This window comes from Streptomyces sp. NPDC002566 (genome assembly GCF_042889585.1).
Classification (GTDB): Bacteria; Actinomycetota; Actinomycetes; order Streptomycetales; family Streptomycetaceae; genus Streptomyces.
The window spans coordinates 137,254-153,552 of the sequence record NZ_JBIARD010000009.1 but is presented as its reverse complement, the minus strand read 5'-3'; the positions used below and the strand labels follow the sequence as shown (position 1 = coordinate 153,552).

Below are 16,299 nucleotides of genomic sequence, written 5' to 3'. Positions count from 1 at the left end.
GCTCGCCGGGAGGGAAGCGGACCGGCCGCGGTCGGCCTTCCGATGACCTGGCATGGGGGAGCCGAGTCGGGCGGTTCGGGAAGGCCGGCCGCGGCCGGGGTTCAGGGCCGTCGTGTCGGCGGTCAGACCGCTTCGGCGGCCTCCGGCAGCTCGACGGCGAGCCGGTCGGTGAGGTCGACGACCTCGGTGAGGTCCCCGAAGTCGCGGACCGCGCAGTCGACGGTCTTCCGGATACGGGTGTTCACCCGCTCGGAGCGGACCTTCTTGGCCTCCTTCATGGCCTGCGCGGCCAGCACCGCGCTCTGTCCGGGCTCGCGGCGCAGCAGATGGACGGTGGCCATGCCGATGAGGTTCAGCACGTAGGACCGCTGGTGGTGCTCGTCCTTGGCGAAGAGGTCGACGGCCCGCTGCATCAGGGGTTCGGCGAGTGAGGCGTAGGTGGGGCTGCGGCCGGCGACGTAGGCGAGGTCGCGGTAGGAGTGGGAGTTCTCGCCGTGCAGTTCGGCCTCGGAGAAGAAGCGGATCCAGTCGGGGTCCGGCTCGTCCCAGTCGGCGGCGTCGGCGAAGGTGTCCTCGGCCATCCGGACCGCCCGTTTGCACCGGCCGGGCTGGCCCATGTTGGCGTAGGCGCGGGCCTCCATCGCATACAGCATGGACTGGGTGCGCGGGCCGGCGCAGTCCCGGCTGCCGTACTGGGCGAGGTGGATCAGCTCCAGGGCGTCCTCGGGCCGCCCCAGGTGGATCATCTGGCGGCTCATGCTGGACAGGATGTAGGAGCCGAGCGGCCGGTCGCCGGCCTCCTTGGCGGCGTGCAGGGCGAGGACGAAGTACTTCTGCGCGGTGGGCTGGAGTCCGACGTCGTAGCTCATCCAGCCGGCGAGCTCGGCCAGTTCGGCGGCGACCTTGAAGAGCCTGCGGGCGGTGGCCTCGGGCTGGGGCTCCTGGAGGAGGTCCGTCACCTCGTGCAGCTGTCCGACGACGGCTTTGCGGCGCAGTCCGCCGCCGCACTGGGCGTCCCACTGCCGGAACATCACGGTCGTGGACTCCAGCAGGTCCAGCTCGGGCCTGGAGAGCCGGCCGCGCGCGCGGCTGGTCGGGAGGGGCTCCGCCTCCGGCGGGGCGGGCGGCGAGGGGACGAGCCAGCGCTGCATGGGCTCGATGAGGGTGGGGCCCGCGGACAGGGCCAGCGACGTTCCGAGGAAGCCGCGCCGGGCCAGCATCAGGTCGCTGCGCGAGAACTCGCTGAGCAGGGCCACTGTCTGCGGGCCCGTCCAGGGCAGGTCGACGCCGGTGGCCGCGGGCGTCTGCCGCGGGGTGCGCAGACCGAGGTCCTCGACGGAGACGACGCAGCCGAACCGCTCGGTGAACAGCTCGGAGAGGATCTTGGGGATGGGCTCGCGGGGGTTCTCGCCGTCCAGCCAGCGGCGCACGCGCGAGGTGTCCGTGGAGATGTGGTTGGCGCCCAGCTGGCGGGCCCGGCGGTTGACCTGGCGGGCCAGTTCGCCCTTGGACCAGCCGCTGCGCACGAACCAGGACGTGAGCAGCTCGTTGGGGCGCTTGTCGGCGGGCGCGGCGCTCCCCGCGCTCGTCCCCCTACCGCTGTTGCCGCTCACTGGAACGCCCCCATCCCTGAGACCACTTGTCGCTTCGCTGCGCCAAGCCCTATCAGAATGCCGGTGAACGGGGTCCGCCGTCCGGCGGTTCTCACCCTTCGAACGGTTGGCCGACTTGCCCCCGGCATACCCACAGAGGCATGTGCCCCTGGGTCTCGCACACTCAAAGTAACCCCACGATCACGCGCCGACCACGGCGGTTCCAGAAACGCCACCATTCGCCACCCCTTCGAATGAACCTACGGTGGCGCGTTAGCGATTCACTTGACATAGGACGGCCAGGGGTGGGCGGAACGGTGCACTCAGGGGCGTGCGCAGCCGTACGCACTACCCAAAGCACTCCCGGACGCCGCCTGAAAACGGCTGGGCCGGGAAGGCGAAAGCACGCAGAGTCACGAGATGCGTCCGCTGCGTGACCATCAGTGCGCCGGACCCGTTGGAGGGGGCATGGGCTTCACGATCGGCGGCATTCGCGAGATCCGCTCCGGCGCGCGCAGGCGCGGTCGCTCGTCCGAGTGCACCGCCGTCGCCGAGTTCACCGGACTGTGGGGGTGGGACGTGGTGCCGGGGGCGCGCGCCGCCGGCGGTCTGTGCTCCTGCGGCCGCCCCGACTGCCGGGCACCGGGCGCGCACCCCCTTCCGTTCGCACCCCGCGTCCCGGCCGGCGCCACGCTCGACGACGTCACGCGCGCGTGGGCGGAGCACCCGGGCGCCTCGGTGATGCTGCCCGTCGGGGAGGCCTTCGACGTGGTCGAGGTGGCCGAGCCGGCCGGGCGGCACGCCCTGGTCCGCCTCGAACGCATGGGCCTCCCCCTCGGCCCGGTGACCGCCACCCCCGAGGGCCGCGCCCAGTTCCTGGTCGCTCCCGGGGCCGCCGCCGAGCTGCCCGACCTGCTGTACCGCATGGGCTGGGACGCGCCGGACTCCCTGGACCTGCGCGGCCTCGGTCCGGGCGCGCACATCACGGCGCCGCCCTCCGACCGGGGCGGCCTCGGCCCGGTGCGCTGGCTGCGCCCGCCCGCGCTGGACTCGGCGACCCGACCGCCCGAGGCCCGCCTGCTGCTCGGCACCCTGGCGTACGTGGCCCACCGCTCCCGCGCGTAGGCCGGCGGCGTACACACCCACCGGCGTACGCCACGCCCCCCACCCCGGCCGCAGACGGCGAAGCGCCCGCTCCCACTGGATCAGGGGCGGGCGCTTCCTCGCGTGGCGGGGGTGGTCAGTCCCCGATCAGCGCGTCGACGAACGCCTCGGGTTCGAACGGCGCCAGGTCGTCCGCGCCCTCGCCGAGCCCGATCAGCTTGACCGGCACGCCCAGCTCGCGCTGGACCGCGACCACGATGCCGCCCTTGGCCGTGCCGTCGAGCTTGGTCAGCACGATGCCGGTGATGTCGACGACCTCGGCGAAGACCCGCGCCTGGACGAGGCCGTTCTGGCCGGTGGTGGCGTCGAGGACCAGCAGCACCTCGTCGAGCGGGGCGTGCTTCTCGACGACTCGCTTGACCTTGCCGAGCTCGTCCATGAGCCCGGTCTTGGTGTGCAGCCGCCCGGCGGTGTCGATGAGGACGACGTCGACCCCCATCTCCTTGCCCTCCTTGACCGCGTCGAAGGCGACCGAGGCGGGATCGCCCGCCTCAGGCCCGCGCACGGTGTGGGCGCCGACGCGCTCGCCCCAGGTCTGGAGCTGGTCGGCGGCGGCGGCCCGGAAGGTGTCGGCGGCGCCCAGGACGACCGTACGGCCGTCCGCGACGAGCACGCGCGCGAGCTTGCCGGTGGTGGTGGTCTTGCCGGTGCCGTTGACGCCGACGACCATCACGATGCCGGGCTTGCGGTCCTCGGGCTCGGTCTTCACGGTGCGGTCGACCTCGGTGCCGACCAGCTTGAGCAGCTCCTCACGCAGCAGGCCGCGCAGCTCCTCGGGTGTGCGGGTGCCGAGCACCTTGACCCGCTCGCGCAGCCGTTCGACGAGTTCCTGGGTGGGCTGCACGCCGACGTCGGCGGTGAGCAGCGTGTCCTCGATCTCCTCCCAGGTGTCCTCGTCGAGGTGCTCGCGCGAGAGCAGCGTGAGCAGACCCTTGCCGAGGGCGGTCTGGGAGCGGGAGAGGCGGGCGCGGAGGCGGACGAGCCGCCCCTCGGTGGGCTCCGGGATCTCGATCGGCGGAGCCTCGACGACGGGAGGTTCCTCGACGGCGGTGGGAGCGCCGCCGCCCGGGAGGTCCACCTCCTCGATGGTGCGGCGCGGTTCGTCGCGCGGCGTCTCGGCCTCGTCGCCGACGTGCGGCTCGGCCGGAGGCGCCGTGATGTCGGGCGCGGTGGGGGGCGGCGGGGGCAGCGGCTTCTTGCGCCGGCTGCCGACCACGAGCCCGCCGAGCGCGGCGACCACGACCACGGCGATGACTACAGCAAGGATGACGATGTCCATAACGCGTCCAGTATGCGCGACCCCTCCCCGCCGGGTCGGCCGCCGACGCGTGCGAACGGGGCGCCGCCCGCCTCTGGATACCTGACGGCCCGTCAGCTAGCGTCCTGCCCTCCACGACCGAAGGGGGCCCTGCCATGCCCGTGACCGTCGTCCGTTTCAACCTCGTCGCTCCCGGCGCGAGTCCCGCCGAGCTCGGCGCGCGCTACCGGGCGGCCCTGGAGATGGCCGCGTACGCCGACGACCACGGGATCACCACGGTGCAGACCGAGGAGCACCACGGCGTCGAGAACAACTGGCTGCCCTCTCCGTTCGTCTTCGCGGGCGCGGTCCTCGGTGCGACCCGTCGGCTCGCGGTCACGGTGTCCGCGGTGATCGGCCCGTTGCACGACCCGCTGCGGCTGGCGGAGGACATCGCGGTGCTGGACCTGCTGAGCGGCGGCCGGCTGGTCACGGTGGCCGGGATCGGGTACCGGCCCGAGGAGTACGCGCGGGCCGGGGTGGAGTGGGCGCGGCGGGGGCGGCTCCAGGACGAGGTGCTGCGGACGCTGCTGCGGGCGTGGACCGGAGAGGAGTTCGCGTACCGGGGCCGTACGGTACGGGTCACCCCGCGGCCCGCTTCCGAGCCGCACCCCCTGCTGCTGGTCGGGGGCTCCTCGCGGGCCGCCGCCCGCCGGGCCGCCCGGCTCGGGCTGCCGTTCTTCCCCAGTGCGCATCTGCCGGAGCTGGAGGCGTACTACAAGGAGCGGCTGGTGGAGTACGGGACGCAGGGCTGGGTGATGATGCCGGGGGCGCAGACCCCGCTGCTGCACATCGCCGAGGACCCGGACCGGGTGTGGGCGAAGTACGGCGGGCACTTCCTGCACGAGGCCCGCACCTACGCCTCCTGGCAGTCGGCGGACATCCGCTCGGCGGTGCGCTCGCGGGCCACGTCGGTGGAGGAGCTGCGCGCGGAGGGCGTCTACCGCGTCCTGACCCCGGAGCAGTGCGCGGCGGAGGGCCTGGACAACCTCGTCCTCCATCCGCTGGTCGGCGGGATGCCCCTGGAGGAGGGCTGGCGGAGCCTGCGCCTGTTCGCCGAGCGCGCCCTCCCGGCCCTGGACGGCTGACCCGGGGCCGCAGGTCCGGCGACCCGCGTGTCCGGGGTGCCCGGCAACACCGCCGCCCCCGTCCGGCTGTGTGGGCCGGGCGGGGGCGGCGGTGGGTGGGGAGGAGGGCGGCGGGGTGGTGGCCCTGCTCCCCGGGTCGGGTCAGCCCATCTCCTCCAGGGACTTGCCCTTCGTCTCGTTGACGTACTTGAGGACGAAGGGGATGGAGAGGGCGGCGAAGGCCGCGTAGATCACGTAGGTGAGGGACAGGTTCCAGTCGGCCAGCGACGGGAAGCTCGCCGTGATGGCCCAGTTGGCGATCCACTGCGCGGAGGCGGCGACGCCGAGGGCGGCGGCTCGGATCCGGTTGGGGAACATCTCGCCGAGGAAGACCCAGACGACCACACCCCAGGACAGGGCGAAGAAGAGGACGAACACGTGGGCGGCGACGAGGGCGATCCAGCCCTGCGTGGCCGGGAGCTTGCCGCCGACGAGGTCGTAGGAGAAGGCCCAGGCCTCCAGCGCGAGGCCGATCACCATGCCGACGGAGCCGATGACGGCGAGCGGCTTACGGCCGACGCGGTCCACGAAGATCATGGCGATCACGGTGCCGACGATGTTGATGATCGACGTCGTGAACGAGTAGAAGAACGAGTCCGCCGGGTCGACGCCGACGGACTGCCACAGCGTCGAGGAGTAGTAGAACGCGACGTTGATGCCGACGAACTGCTGGAAGACCGACAGGCCGATGCCGATCCAGACGATCGGCTTGAAGAAGAAGGAGCCGCCGAGCAGGTCACGGAAGCTGGACTTGTGCTCGCTCTTCATGGCGTGCTCGATCTCGGCGACCCGGGCGTCGAAGTCGACGTCCTTGCCCTCGACCTCCTGGAGGATCTCGCGGGCGCGCTCACGCCGGCCGACGGAGATGAGGAAGCGCGGCGACTCGGGGATGGCGAAGGAGAGCAGCCCGTACAGGACGGCCGGGACGACCATCACGCCGAGCATGACCTGCCAAGCCTCCAGGCCCATCAGCCGGCCGCGCTGGTCGCCGTCGGCGGCGTTCAGCAGACCCCAGTTGACCAGCTGGGACACGGCGATGCCGACGACGATCGCGGCCTGCTGGAAGGAGCCGAGGCGGCCTCGGTAGGCGGGCGGGGCGACCTCGGCGATGTATGCCGGGCCGATGACGGAGGCCATGCCGATGGCGAAGCCGCCGACGACGCGCCAGAAGGCGAGGTCCCACAGGGAGAAGGGCAGCGCCGAGCCGACGGCGCTCACGGTGAACAGCGCGGCGGCGATCTGCATGCAGCGGATGCGGCCGATGCGGTCGGCTATCCGGCCGGCGGTCGCGGCGCCGATGGCGCAGCCGATCAGGGCGACGGCGATGACCTGGGCCAGGGCGGCGGAGCCGATGTCGTAGCGGTCGCGGATGGCTTCGACCGCGCCGTTGATCACGGAGCTGTCGTAGCCGAAGAGGAAGCCGCCCATGGCGGCCGCCGCGGCGATGAAGATGACGTGCCCGAGATGATCGGGATGAGCCGTTGCGGCTCCTGACTTGGGTGCCTGCGCTGTGCTGGTCACGTTCAACTCCTCGGGCCACCGGCAACGCTGCCGGTGTGGGGTCAGCCCTTCGAGGTAGGCGGTACCTGAAGGTAAAAACAACGTTGCCGAGACTATGCCTTCAAGTTTCGAAGTCAAGGCCCGTACGCGTGTGAGAAAAGAGGCACACGTGAAGAGTATGTGTTCAACACTTGAAAGTAAGGTTCGGGGGTAACAGGGGGCCCGCCGCTAGCGGAGCCGCTGGGAGATCACCTTCGACACGCCGTCGCCCTGCATCGAGACGCCGTAGAGCGCGTCGGCGACCTCCATGGTGCGCTTCTGGTGCGTGATCACGATGAGCTGCGAGGACTCCTGGAGCTCCTGCATGATGCGGATCAGCCGCTGCAGGTTGGTGTCGTCCAGCGCCGCCTCGACCTCGTCCATGACGTAGAACGGGCTCGGCCGGGCCTTGAAGATCGACACCAGCATGGCGACGGCCGTCAGCGACCGCTCCCCGCCGGACAGCAGCGACAGCCGCTTGACCTTCTTGCCCGGCGGCCGGGCCTCCACGTCCACACCCGTGGTGAGCATGTTGTCGGGGTCGGTCAGGACCAGCCGCCCCTCGCCACCGGGGAACAGCCGGCTGAACACGCCCTCGAACTCGCGGGCGGTGTCGCGGAACGCCTCGGTGAAGACCTGTTCGACCCGTTCGTCGACCTCCTTCACCACCTGGAGCAGGTCGGCGCGGGTCTTCTTCAGGTCCTCCAGCTGCTCACTGAGGAACTGGTGACGCTCCTCCAGCGCGGCGAACTCCTCCAGGGCCAGCGGGTTCACCTTGCCGAGCTGCTGGTACGCCCGTTCCGCGGCCTTCAGCCGCTTCTCCTGCTCCGCCCGGGCGAACGGCCGGGGCCGGTTGCGCGGGTGCCCGGGATCCTCCGGCAGCTGCTCGCCGTCGGCGGGGGGCGAGGGCGGCACCAGTTGGTCCGGCCCGTACTCGGAGACGAGCCCTGCCGGTTCGACACCGAACTCCTCCAGCGCCTTGTTCTCCAGCTGCTCGATCCGCAGCCTCTTCTCCGCTCCTAGTACCTCGCCTCGGTGGACTGAATCCGTCAACTTGTCGAGTTCCGCCTTGAGATCACGCCCGGCGGTGCGGGCGGCGGCCAGCTCCCGCTCGCTGTGCGCCTTCGCCGCCTCGGCCGCGACCCGCTCCTCGTCCGCCCGGCGCACCGACACCTCGACGTGCGCGAGCAGTTGCCGGGCGCCGGAGGCGACGGCCTCCGCGACGGCGGCCTCGTGCCGCAACCGCGCCCGCCGCCGCTCGGCACGCGCGCGTGCCTCCCGCTCGGCACGGGCCGCCCGGTCCAGCGAATCGGCCCGCCCGGCCAGCCCCTTGACCCGCTCCTCGTGCGTACGGACCTGGAGCCGCGCCTCCATCTCGGTCTGCCGGGCGTTGGCCCCGTCGGCGGCGAGCCGGTCCCGCACGTGGGTGTCCGGCTCCTCCTCCCCCGGCATCTCCTCGGCCACGGCCAGCCGCTCGGCCAGCTCCTCGGCCTCCTCCACCGCCCTGTCCAGCGCCTCCTGGGCCCGGGCGGCCGCCGCGGCGGACCGCTCGGCCTCCCCCGCCGCGCCCCGCGCCTGCCCCGCGAGCCGCCCCAGCTGCTGGGCCACGCCCGACTTCTCCCGCTCGGCGGCCCGCCGCCGCTCCCCCGCCTCCTCGACGAGGGCCGCGCACGCCTTGCGCCGTTCGCCGGCCGCAAGCTGCGCCTCCGTCAACTCAGCGCAGCGCACGGCCAGTTCCTCCAGCTCGGCGGCGGCCTCGTCCACGGAGGCCTGGACCTCCAGCAGACTGGGCGCGCCCGCCGACCCCCCGTGCGCGAAGTGCGCCCCCAGCAGGTCGCCTTCGGCGGTGACGGCGGTGAGGTCCGGCCGCGCGTACACCAGCTCCTCGGCTTCCTCCAGCGTCTCCACGACGACGATCCCCCGCAGGAGCCGCCGCACGGCGGGCAGAAGTTCGAGGGGAGCCTTGACGAGGCCGGCGGCGAACGGGGGAGCACCGGGACCGTGGCCGGTGCCGGTGGCGTGGGCGGGAGTGCTGCTGCCGGACGCGGGGGCGGGAATGGCGTAGCGGGCGGGTGCGGGCGTCTCGCCTTCGCCGGAGGTGAGGTGTGCGGGATCGCCGGCCGTGCCCGGCGCGGCGGTGGGGGCGTGGTCGTGGTTCCCGTCGGTGCCCCTGGCCTGCGCGGGCGTGACGGGGGCGGGGGCAGGGGCCTGGTCCTCCGGTGCTCCCGTCAGGAGCAGGGCCGCTCGGCCCGCGTCCTGTTTGCGCAGGAGGCGGATGGCGTCGGCCGCCGCGGACGGGGTGGTGACGGCGAGGGCGTCGGCGGCGGCGCCGAAGGCCGCGGCGAGGGGGACCTCGTAGCCCGGGGTGACGGTGAGGAGTTCCGCGGCAGGGCCGAGCAGTCCGCCGAGGCGGTCCTTCGCCGCCAGCAGCGCGCCCGTGCCGTCCTTGCGGCGCAGGCCCAGCGCCAGGGCGTCATGGCGGGCCTTGGTCGCGGCCCGCTCGCGTTCGGCGGTGCCGGCCGCCTCGCGGGCGGCGGTCAGCGCGGCCTCGGCCTCGGCCAGCCGCCGCTTCGCCTCCTCGTGCCGTTCGGCGAGTTCCGCGTCGTCGGCGTCGAGGCCGTCGACCTCGGCCTTCAGCGCCTCGTACTCCTCCTCGGCGGCGACGGCCCGTTCCCTGGCCTCGTCCCGGGCGGCGGCCAGGCGGTCGATCTCGGCCTGGGCGGAGGCGGCGCGCGAGCGGGCCGCGTTGACCTGGCCGTGCAGCCGGGCGAGGCCCTCGCGGCGGTCGGCGATCGCGCGGGCGGCGTCCTTCAGCCGCCGTTCCTCCACGGCGAGCTCGCGCTCCAGGTCGGCGCGGTGGGCGACGGTGTCGTCGAGCGCCCGCTGAGCCGCCTCCAGGGCGGCTTCCAGCTCGGCCTCCTGCTCCCGCACCCGGGCGGCCTCACGCTCCAGGTCCTCGGGGTCGCGGCCACGCCGTTCCTCTGGGGGCGCGGAGGTGGCGCTCTTCACGCGCGCGTCGGCGAGCGAGATCGTGCCGCGGACGCGCTCGGCCAGCTGGGAGAGCTCGTACCAGGTCTGCTGCGCCCGCTGGAGGCGTGGCGTGAGCCGGCGCACCTGGTCCTCCAGGAGTGCCTCGCGCTGGAGCGCCTTCCTCAGCTCCTGCTCGGCGCTGTCCTTGCGTTCCTTCAGCGCGGCCTCGTCGGCGACCTCGGCCCGGAGGGCCTCCTCCAGCCGTACGAGGTCGTCGGCGAGCAGGCGCAGCCGGGCGTCGCGCAGGTCGGCCTGGATGACGGCGGCCCGGCGGGCGACGGCGGCCTGCCGCCCCAGCGGCTTGAGCTGGCGGCGCAGTTCGTCGGTCAGGTCCTGCACGCGCGCGAGGTTGGCCTGCATCGCGTCCAGTTTCCTGAGCGCCTTCTCCTTGCGCTTGCGGTGCTTGAGGACGCCCGCCGCCTCCTCGATGAAGGCGCGGCGGCCCATGGGATCGGCGTGCAGCACGGAGTCGAGCTGGCCCTGGCCGACGATGACGTGCATCTCCCGGCCGATGCCGGAGTCGGACAGCAGGTCCTGGATGTCGAGGAGGCGGCAGGTGTCGCCGTTGATCTGGTACTCGCTGCCGCCGTTGCGGAACATGATCCGCGTGATGGTGACCTCGGCGTACTCGATGGGCAGCGCGCCGTCGGAGTTGTCGATGGTCAGGGACACCTCGGCGCGGCCCAGCGGCGGGCGGCCGGTGGTGCCGGCGAAGATGACGTCCTCCATCTTGCCGCCGCGCAGCGACTTGGCGCCCTGCTCGCCCATGACCCAGCTGAGCGCGTCCACGACGTTGGACTTGCCCGAGCCGTTCGGCCCCACGACGCACGTGATGCCCGGCTCGAACCGGAGCGTGGTCGCCGAGGCGAACGACTTGAACCCCCGCAGGGTCAGGGCCTTGAGGTGCACGGCGCTGGACTCTACCTTCCCGACTTGTCCCACTCCGTGAACCCGCGGTTTCACCCTTGAACGCTGAGGGCAGACCCTTCGTTGAAGAGTGGGAAGGATGCGCGGGGGAAGCCGATCGGCGGATCGGGACGGAAGCGGGCGTCAGCCGGGGGATCGGGGGAAGAAAGAAGGGACGCCGAAGCGTCCCTTGCTACTTCTGACAACTTTAGCGGTCCGACGCGATGGGAAAGTGTCTCCCCTTCGCTGCGCCTGCTGTCGTGGAGCGGTGCAGCGATCAGGTGAGCGCAGGCTCCGCCTGGTGTGCGTCGATGCTCTCCATGAACCTGTCGTGAGAAGCGGCAGCCGTCAGAGCGTCGTTCTCGGCCTGGATTCGTCCGAGCTCGTTTTCCAGGTCCTGGACGCGCTGCTGGAGCCGTCGCATCTCGGCGAGGAGTCGCGGGTCGGAGCCGCCGACGTAACCGAGAAGCGCCTTTGCCATGATGGATGGTCCTCCACACTGAGTGACCGACCGAAGCGGTGGTGGGTCGTGAGGGATTCGCACCCGCGGTGTTGACCGGATCTTGTTCGTGCTGCCGTTCATCCATGCCAAACAGCTAGGTGCGCGGGGTGCTTTCAGCGTCTCACCAAAAAGTTTGACGGTCAACACGATCACGCCCCGTATCGGTGGGCATCCGTGGGGCGCGCGGCCGGAAACGGCGGCGCTGTGACTCCCGCGGGCCCTCAGGGCGTGGCGATCATCTTTGCGTGCGGAGCCTGCCACGGCAAGCGGTTCTTGGCAACCACCTGCTTCTTTTCACTTCGGGCGGCCGCCGGCGGTAGGTTCCCGCGCCGCCGCGGCCCCCCGGGGTGCGTGTTTCGTCAGCGGATGGCGAAGCCGTCGTAGCCCCCGCGGGGTGTGTCCCATATCTCTGTGACTCCGTCCACGCGCCCGGGCGTGTCGTCACTCAGGAGCCACTCCAGCAACCCCTGGCAGGCCTCACGACTGCCCTCGCCGACGACCTGGACCCGTCCGTCGGCCAAATTGAGAGCAAAGCCACTCAGACCGCCGATCTCCAGCGCCTTGGCCCGCGTGAACCAGCGGAAACCCACGCCCTGGACGTGTCCGCGCACCCAGGCCACCATCCGTACTTCCTCGCTCATGGGTGCCATCTAACCGGGCGAAGCCACTCGGAACGCTTCCGCCCCCGGCGGCATGCGGTACCGTCCCGACCCAATGAATCTCATATGAAACTCACTCGATCGAGTGAGTCAGGTCGACCATATGGAGTCTGTGACGCCATGCGCCGCCCGGCGCGGGTCGACCGAGGAGACCGTTCGGACGAGGAAGGCCAGGACATGGGACGCCACCGACGCGCCGCCGCCGGCCGCGGCGCGCAGGACCGTCACGCCGATGGCCCCATCATGGGCATCGCGCCGTACCTGAACCCGGAGGCGTACGCCGACTCGGCCGCCAGGAGCCACGACTACCTGTACGCGACGGACGACGGCCACGCCCGGTCCGCCGAGGACACCGCGGTCCTCACGGCGGACGGCTTCAGCCCCGGCGGGTCCGGGTTGTCCGGTTCGACCGGTCCGGGCCGGGGCGGGACGGGCCGGCGCCGCAAGCGCAAGGCCGTGACCCCGGTCAAGACGGGGCTGCTCGGGGTGTCCGCGGCCGTCGCCCTCGGCACGGTCGCGGTGGCGTCCGGCGTGGTGCCCGGCCTCGACGGTTACAAGCTGGGCGGGAACGGCGGCCCCTCGGACAGGGTGACGGCCGCCGACCCGCCGGCCAACTCCGCCACGGAGTTCGGCGGCACGTCCGGCTCCGCCGACCCCGGCGCCGAGCGCGGCGAGTCGTCGACCAGCCGGGACGCGAGCCGGTCCGGCACGCCGTCGGCCTCGGCTTCGGCTTCGGCCCCCGCGTCGACGCCGGCCTCGCCCAGCCCGTCGGCCTCGACGGCGTCGCCGAGCGCGCCGCCCAGCACCGAGAAGCCGACGACCGCGCCGACGAAGCAGGCGCGCAAGTCGGCCCCGTCGAAGTCGGCGTCGAAGTCGCCGGGCCGCAGCAGCGCCGCGGTCGCGGTGTCCTCGGAGATCCAGGCCGCGGCGGAGGTGCTGAAGCTCGTCAACGAGGAGCGCTCGAAGGTCGGCTGCAGCCCCGTCGCCGCGAACAGCTCCCTGGCGTCCCTCGCTCAGGCCTTCAGCGTGGACATGGCCAGCCGGAACTTCTTCGACCACACCGACCCGAGCGGCGCGAGCCCCTGGGACCGGGCCGCGAAGGCCGGCATCACCGACCTCGGCGGCGAGAACATAGCCCGCGGCCAGGCCGACGCGGCGGCGGTCATGCAGGCCTGGATGAACAGCCCCGGCCACCGCGCCAACATCCTGAACTGCGACTTCAAGACCCTGGGCGTCGGCGTCCACCTCGGCTCGGGCGGCCCCTGGTGGACGCAGGACTTCGGCTACTAGGAGCGCCGACAGACAGCACTCAGCCGACAGATAGCGCTAACCATTGGTTAGCGCTATCTGTCGTTCAGCGCTGTGCTCGCGTATTCTGAAGGAATGGACGGCATCCCGGAGCAGGAGCTCCCCTACGACGTGTTCGCCAAGGCCTGCCCCTCGCGGGGCACGCTTGAGCACGTCACGGGCCGCTGGGGCGCACTCACGCTGGGGGCCCTGCACGAGGGCTCTCTCAGGTTCAACGCGCTGCGCCGCCGGGTGGACGGCGTGAGCGAGAAGATGCTGTCCCAGACCCTGCAGGCGCTGGAGCGCGACGGCCTGGTGCACCGCGAGGCCCAGCCGACCAACCCGCCCCGCGTCGACTACGAGCTGACCCCCTTCGGCCATGAGGTCGCCGAACGGCTCCTGGGCCTGATCCACCTGGTGGAAGGGCGGATGGACGACGTCCTCGCCGCCCGCACGCGCTACGACGAGACGCGCGGCGGCCGCTGACACTTCGGGCAGTAGTAGCTCGACCGGTTCATCCAGGGCCGCCGGCGCATCGGCGTGCCGCACCGCTTGCACGGCAGGCCCTCGCGTCCGTAGGCGTCCAGCGACCGGTCGAAGTAGCCGGACTCGCCGTTGACGTTGACGTACAGGCTGTCGAAGCTGGTGCCGCCGACGGCCAGGGCCGCGTTCATCACGTCCCGGACGTGCCCGAGGAGCTCGGCGGTGCGGGGACGGGTGAGGGACGCGGTCGGCCGGTCGTAGTGGAGACGGGAGCGCCACAGGGCCTCGTCCGCGTAGATGTTGCCGACGCCGCTGATCAGCGACTGGTCGAGCAGGGCCCGCTTGATCGTGGTGCGCTTGCGCCGCAGCGCCTGGTGGAAGGCCGCGTCGTCGAACAGCGGGTCGAGGGGGTCGCGGGCGATGTGAGCGATGACGTCGGGCAGACCGTCGGGGGTGGTGTCGTGCAGGGACAGGCCGCCGAAGGTGCGCTGGTCGACGAAGCGGAGTTCGGTGGCCTGGGCGTCCGCGAAGCGGACGCGGACGCGCAAGTGCTTCTCGTCGGGCGATCCCTGCGGCTGCACCAGCAGCTGCCCGCTCATCCCGAGGTGCGCGAGGATCGCCTGGCCGGTGTCCTCCAGCGGGAGCCACAGGTACTTGCCGCGCCGGCTGGGGACGCCGACGCGGTGGCCCTCCAGCCGGTGCGCGAAGTCGTCGGCCCCGGCCGGGTGACGGCGTACGGCACGCGGGTGCAGCACCTCGGCGGCGGCGACGGTCCGGTGGGCGACCCACCGCTCCAGGCCGCGCCGGACGACCTCGACCTCGGGCAACTCGGGCATGACGACCCCCGTGGGACTGGTGGACGAACCGAGCGCCCGCCCCCTGGTGAGGGGCGGGCGCTCGTCGGGGCGGAGGGGTCAGGCGGAGGCGGACTCGGTGTCCGCGCTGCCGTCGACCACCGGAACGGCCTGGACGGTCTTGGCCGCCGCGGCGCGTTCGTCCGCAGCGGCCCGGATGGACCGCCAGGCGGACTCGGCGGCCTGCTGCTCCGCCTCCTTCTTGCTGCGGCCGGTGCCGGTGCCGTACGAGACGCCTCCGACGCGGGCGGCAGCAGTGAAGGTCTTCTCGTGGTCGGGGCCGGTCTCCGTGACCAGGTACTCGGGGACGCCGAGTCCTTCGGTCGCGGTGAGCTCCTGGAGGGACGTCTTCCAGTCCAGGCCGGCTCCGAGGTTCGAGGACTTCTCGATCAGCGGGTCGAACAGGCGGTGCACCAGTTCGGAGGCCGCGTCGAGGCCCTGGTCGAGATAGACCGCGCCGATCACCGCTTCCAGGGTGTCGGCGAGGATGGATGCCTTGTCCCGGCCGCCCGTGCCCTCTTCACCGCGGCCCAGCCGGATGAAGGAGCCCAGGTCGAGGCCGCGACCGACCTCCGCCAGCGCACGCGAGTTGACCACCGCGGCCCGCAGTTTGGCCAGCTGGCCTTCGGGCAGGTCGGGGTGGATGCGGTACAGCGTGTCCGTGACGACGAGGCCGAGCACGGAGTCCCCGAGGAACTCCAGCCGCTCGTTCGTCGGCAGACCGCCGTTCTCGTACGCGTAGGAGCGGTGGGTCAGCGCACGCACCAGAAGGGCGGACTCGAGCCGATAGCCGAGCCGCCCTTCCAGAAGCGTGTGGGACGAGGCCGTGTCCGCCTTGTTCTTGGCGGTCGTGTCCGCCTTGGCGTCAGACATGAAGCCTCTCACCAGCCGCTCAGACCTCGAGGACCTGGCGCTTGTTGTAGGTGCCGCAAGACGGGCACGCGATGTGCTGCTGCTTGGGCTCGTGGCAGCGCTCGCACGCAACCAGGGTGGGGACCGCAGCCTTCCACTGCGACCGGCGGTGGCGCGTGTTGCTGCGCGACATCTTCCGCTTCGGAACAGCCACGGCTACTTCTCCTGCTTCTCGGCGGCGCGCGCTGAATCGGGCGCTTCGCCGCTCATCTCGTCCTTCTCGCCGTCTTCGAGTGAACCGGCGAGTCCCTGCAAAGCCGCCCAACGGATGTCGACGGCGTCATGGTGGTGGTCCGGGTCGTCCGCCAGCCGGGCTCCGCACTCGGAGCACAGGCCGGGGCAGTCGTCCTGGCACACCGGCTGCATGGGCAGTGCGAGCACCACCGCGTCGCGCAGCACGGGTTCGAGGTCGAACAGGCCGTCCTCGAGGAAGAGCATGTCCTCGTCGTCCTCGGCGTCGTCGGCCGGTTCCGTCTTCACACGGCCCCGGTCGTCGGCGTCAGGGTACGAGAACATCTCCTGGAAGTCCGCTTCGAGCTCCAGCTCGACCGGCTCCAGACACCTTACGCACTCCCCCTCGGCCGTCGCACGGGCGGTGCCCGTGACGAGCACCCCTTCCATGACGGATTCGAGGCGGAGCTCCAGCTCCACCGGGGCGCCTTCCGGCACTCCGATGACCCCCTGGATCCCGAGGTCCCTGGGGGCGTCGATCTCGCGGGTCAGGCGCTGCTGCGCGCCAGGACGCCGCCCCAGCTCGTGCGTGTCGAACACGAGAGGGTTGCGGTGGTCGAGGCGGGCGTTGGAAGCCATTCCTGCTTTCGATCTTTCCGAGCTCTGGGGGTCGCCGCCCTCCGGTTTCCGGGCAGCGGTGATCGCGAACGGCACGCAGTCAGTGACGCGCACACGCGACCGAAGAGCCAGGATACTGGACCTTGCGCTCATGGCCC

14 protein-coding genes are annotated in these 16,299 nt (G+C 72.0%); 4 read left to right on the top strand and 10 right to left on the bottom strand.

Going from position 1 to position 16,299, the window contains the following annotated elements:
• Positions 1–122: 122 nt before the first annotated feature.
• On the bottom strand, positions 123–1,613 hold the full coding sequence (locus ACFYXA_RS31025; RefSeq protein ID WP_351095904.1) for a hypothetical protein: 1,491 nt from the start codon (positions 1,611–1,613) through the stop codon (positions 123–125).
• Between the two features lie 447 nt (positions 1,614–2,060).
• Between ACFYXA_RS31025 and ACFYXA_RS31020 the strand changes: the two genes are divergently transcribed.
• Entirely contained in the window at positions 2,061–2,717 is a 657-nt protein-coding gene (locus tag ACFYXA_RS31020) for a bifunctional DNA primase/polymerase (protein ID WP_389039108.1), read from the top strand.
• Positions 2,718–2,832: 115 nt separating this feature from the next.
• Here the strand turns inward: ACFYXA_RS31020 and ftsY are convergent, their stop codons facing one another.
• Positions 2,833–4,035: a signal recognition particle-docking protein FtsY gene (gene ftsY, locus ACFYXA_RS31015; protein ID WP_352247170.1), complete on the bottom strand. Its 1,203-nt coding sequence runs from the start codon at positions 4,033–4,035 to the stop codon at positions 2,833–2,835.
• Between the two features lie 134 nt (positions 4,036–4,169).
• Between ftsY and ACFYXA_RS31010 the strand changes: the two genes are divergently transcribed.
• On the top strand, positions 4,170–5,141 hold the full coding sequence (locus ACFYXA_RS31010) for an LLM class flavin-dependent oxidoreductase (protein ID WP_389039103.1): 972 nt from the start codon (positions 4,170–4,172) through the stop codon (positions 5,139–5,141).
• 141 nt (positions 5,142–5,282) lie between these two features.
• Here the strand turns inward: ACFYXA_RS31010 and ACFYXA_RS31005 are convergent, their stop codons facing one another.
• The 4 genes from ACFYXA_RS31005 to ACFYXA_RS30990 all read right to left on the bottom strand — a co-directional run bounded on the left by ACFYXA_RS31005 (position 5,283) and on the right by ACFYXA_RS30990 (position 11,798).
• The gene (locus tag ACFYXA_RS31005) at positions 5,283–6,701 is read right to left on the bottom strand and encodes a sugar porter family MFS transporter (protein WP_352247172.1); all 1,419 of its coding nucleotides are present in this window, start codon (positions 6,699–6,701) and stop codon (positions 5,283–5,285) included.
• A 207-nt stretch (positions 6,702–6,908) separates the two neighbouring features.
• Positions 6,909–10,658, bottom strand: a complete 3,750-nt coding sequence (locus tag ACFYXA_RS31000; RefSeq protein WP_389039098.1) for an AAA family ATPase — start codon at positions 10,656–10,658, stop codon at positions 6,909–6,911.
• A 274-nt stretch (positions 10,659–10,932) separates the two neighbouring features.
• On the bottom strand, positions 10,933–11,136 hold the full coding sequence (locus ACFYXA_RS30995) for a hypothetical protein (protein WP_073491170.1): 204 nt from the start codon (positions 11,134–11,136) through the stop codon (positions 10,933–10,935).
• 380 nt (positions 11,137–11,516) lie between these two features.
• Positions 11,517–11,798 (bottom strand): acylphosphatase, encoded by a 282-nt coding sequence (locus ACFYXA_RS30990; RefSeq protein WP_130443154.1) that lies wholly within the window; start codon positions 11,796–11,798, stop codon positions 11,517–11,519.
• A 195-nt stretch (positions 11,799–11,993) separates the two neighbouring features.
• On the opposite strand from ACFYXA_RS30990, the gene ACFYXA_RS30985 reads away from it, so the two are divergent.
• Complete coding sequence (locus ACFYXA_RS30985; RefSeq protein WP_389039093.1) at positions 11,994–13,106, top strand: CAP domain-containing protein; 1,113 nt, start codon at positions 11,994–11,996, stop codon at positions 13,104–13,106.
• Between the two features lie 93 nt (positions 13,107–13,199).
• On the top strand, positions 13,200–13,589 hold the full coding sequence (locus tag ACFYXA_RS30980; RefSeq protein WP_389039090.1) for a winged helix-turn-helix transcriptional regulator: 390 nt from the start codon (positions 13,200–13,202) through the stop codon (positions 13,587–13,589).
• Here the strand turns inward: ACFYXA_RS30980 and mutM are convergent.
• The 4 genes from mutM to ACFYXA_RS30960 form a co-directional block, all read right to left on the bottom strand.
• Complete coding sequence (mutM, locus tag ACFYXA_RS30975; RefSeq protein WP_352247176.1) at positions 13,562–14,422, bottom strand: bifunctional DNA-formamidopyrimidine glycosylase/DNA-(apurinic or apyrimidinic site) lyase; 861 nt, start codon at positions 14,420–14,422, stop codon at positions 13,562–13,564. The two genes, ACFYXA_RS30980 and mutM, sit on opposite strands and share 28 nt — an antisense overlap.
• A 78-nt stretch (positions 14,423–14,500) precedes the next feature.
• Positions 14,501–15,325 carry a ribonuclease III gene (gene rnc / locus ACFYXA_RS30970; protein WP_388485047.1) on the bottom strand — a complete coding sequence of 275 codons (825 nt, stop codon included), beginning with the start codon at positions 15,323–15,325 and terminating at the stop codon, positions 14,501–14,503.
• A gap of 7 nt (positions 15,326–15,332) precedes the next feature.
• On the bottom strand, positions 15,333–15,506 hold the full coding sequence (gene rpmF / locus ACFYXA_RS30965; RefSeq protein ID WP_003951102.1) for a 50S ribosomal protein L32: 174 nt from the start codon (positions 15,504–15,506) through the stop codon (positions 15,333–15,335).
• Between the two features lie 2 nt (positions 15,507–15,508).
• Positions 15,509–16,162, bottom strand: coding sequence for a DUF177 domain-containing protein (locus ACFYXA_RS30960; protein ID WP_130443164.1), 654 nt, complete (start codon positions 16,160–16,162; stop codon positions 15,509–15,511).
• Positions 16,163–16,299: the final 137 nt, after the last annotated feature.

What these genes read in the sequence shown, in the direction of transcription:
- ACFYXA_RS30990 (WP_130443154.1), bottom strand. Translation starts at nt 11,798, where the DNA reads ATGAGCGAGGAAGTACGGATGGTGGCCTGGGTGCGCGGACACGTCCAG.
- ACFYXA_RS30985 (WP_389039093.1), top strand. Translation starts at nt 11,994, where the DNA reads ATGGGACGCCACCGACGCGCCGCCGCCGGCCGCGGCGCGCAGGACCGT.
- ACFYXA_RS31010 (WP_389039103.1), top strand. Translation starts at nt 4,170, where the DNA reads ATGCCCGTGACCGTCGTCCGTTTCAACCTCGTCGCTCCCGGCGCGAGT.
- ACFYXA_RS31020 (WP_389039108.1), top strand. Translation starts at nt 2,061, where the DNA reads ATGGGCTTCACGATCGGCGGCATTCGCGAGATCCGCTCCGGCGCGCGC.
- ACFYXA_RS30980 (WP_389039090.1), top strand. Translation starts at nt 13,200, where the DNA reads ATGGACGGCATCCCGGAGCAGGAGCTCCCCTACGACGTGTTCGCCAAG.
- ftsY (WP_352247170.1), bottom strand. Translation starts at nt 4,035, where the DNA reads ATGGACATCGTCATCCTTGCTGTAGTCATCGCCGTGGTCGTGGTCGCC.
- mutM (WP_352247176.1), bottom strand. Translation starts at nt 14,422, where the DNA reads ATGCCCGAGTTGCCCGAGGTCGAGGTCGTCCGGCGCGGCCTGGAGCGG.
- ACFYXA_RS30995 (WP_073491170.1), bottom strand. Translation starts at nt 11,136, where the DNA reads ATGGCAAAGGCGCTTCTCGGTTACGTCGGCGGCTCCGACCCGCGACTC.
- ACFYXA_RS30960 (WP_130443164.1), bottom strand. Translation starts at nt 16,162, where the DNA reads ATGGCTTCCAACGCCCGCCTCGACCACCGCAACCCTCTCGTGTTCGAC.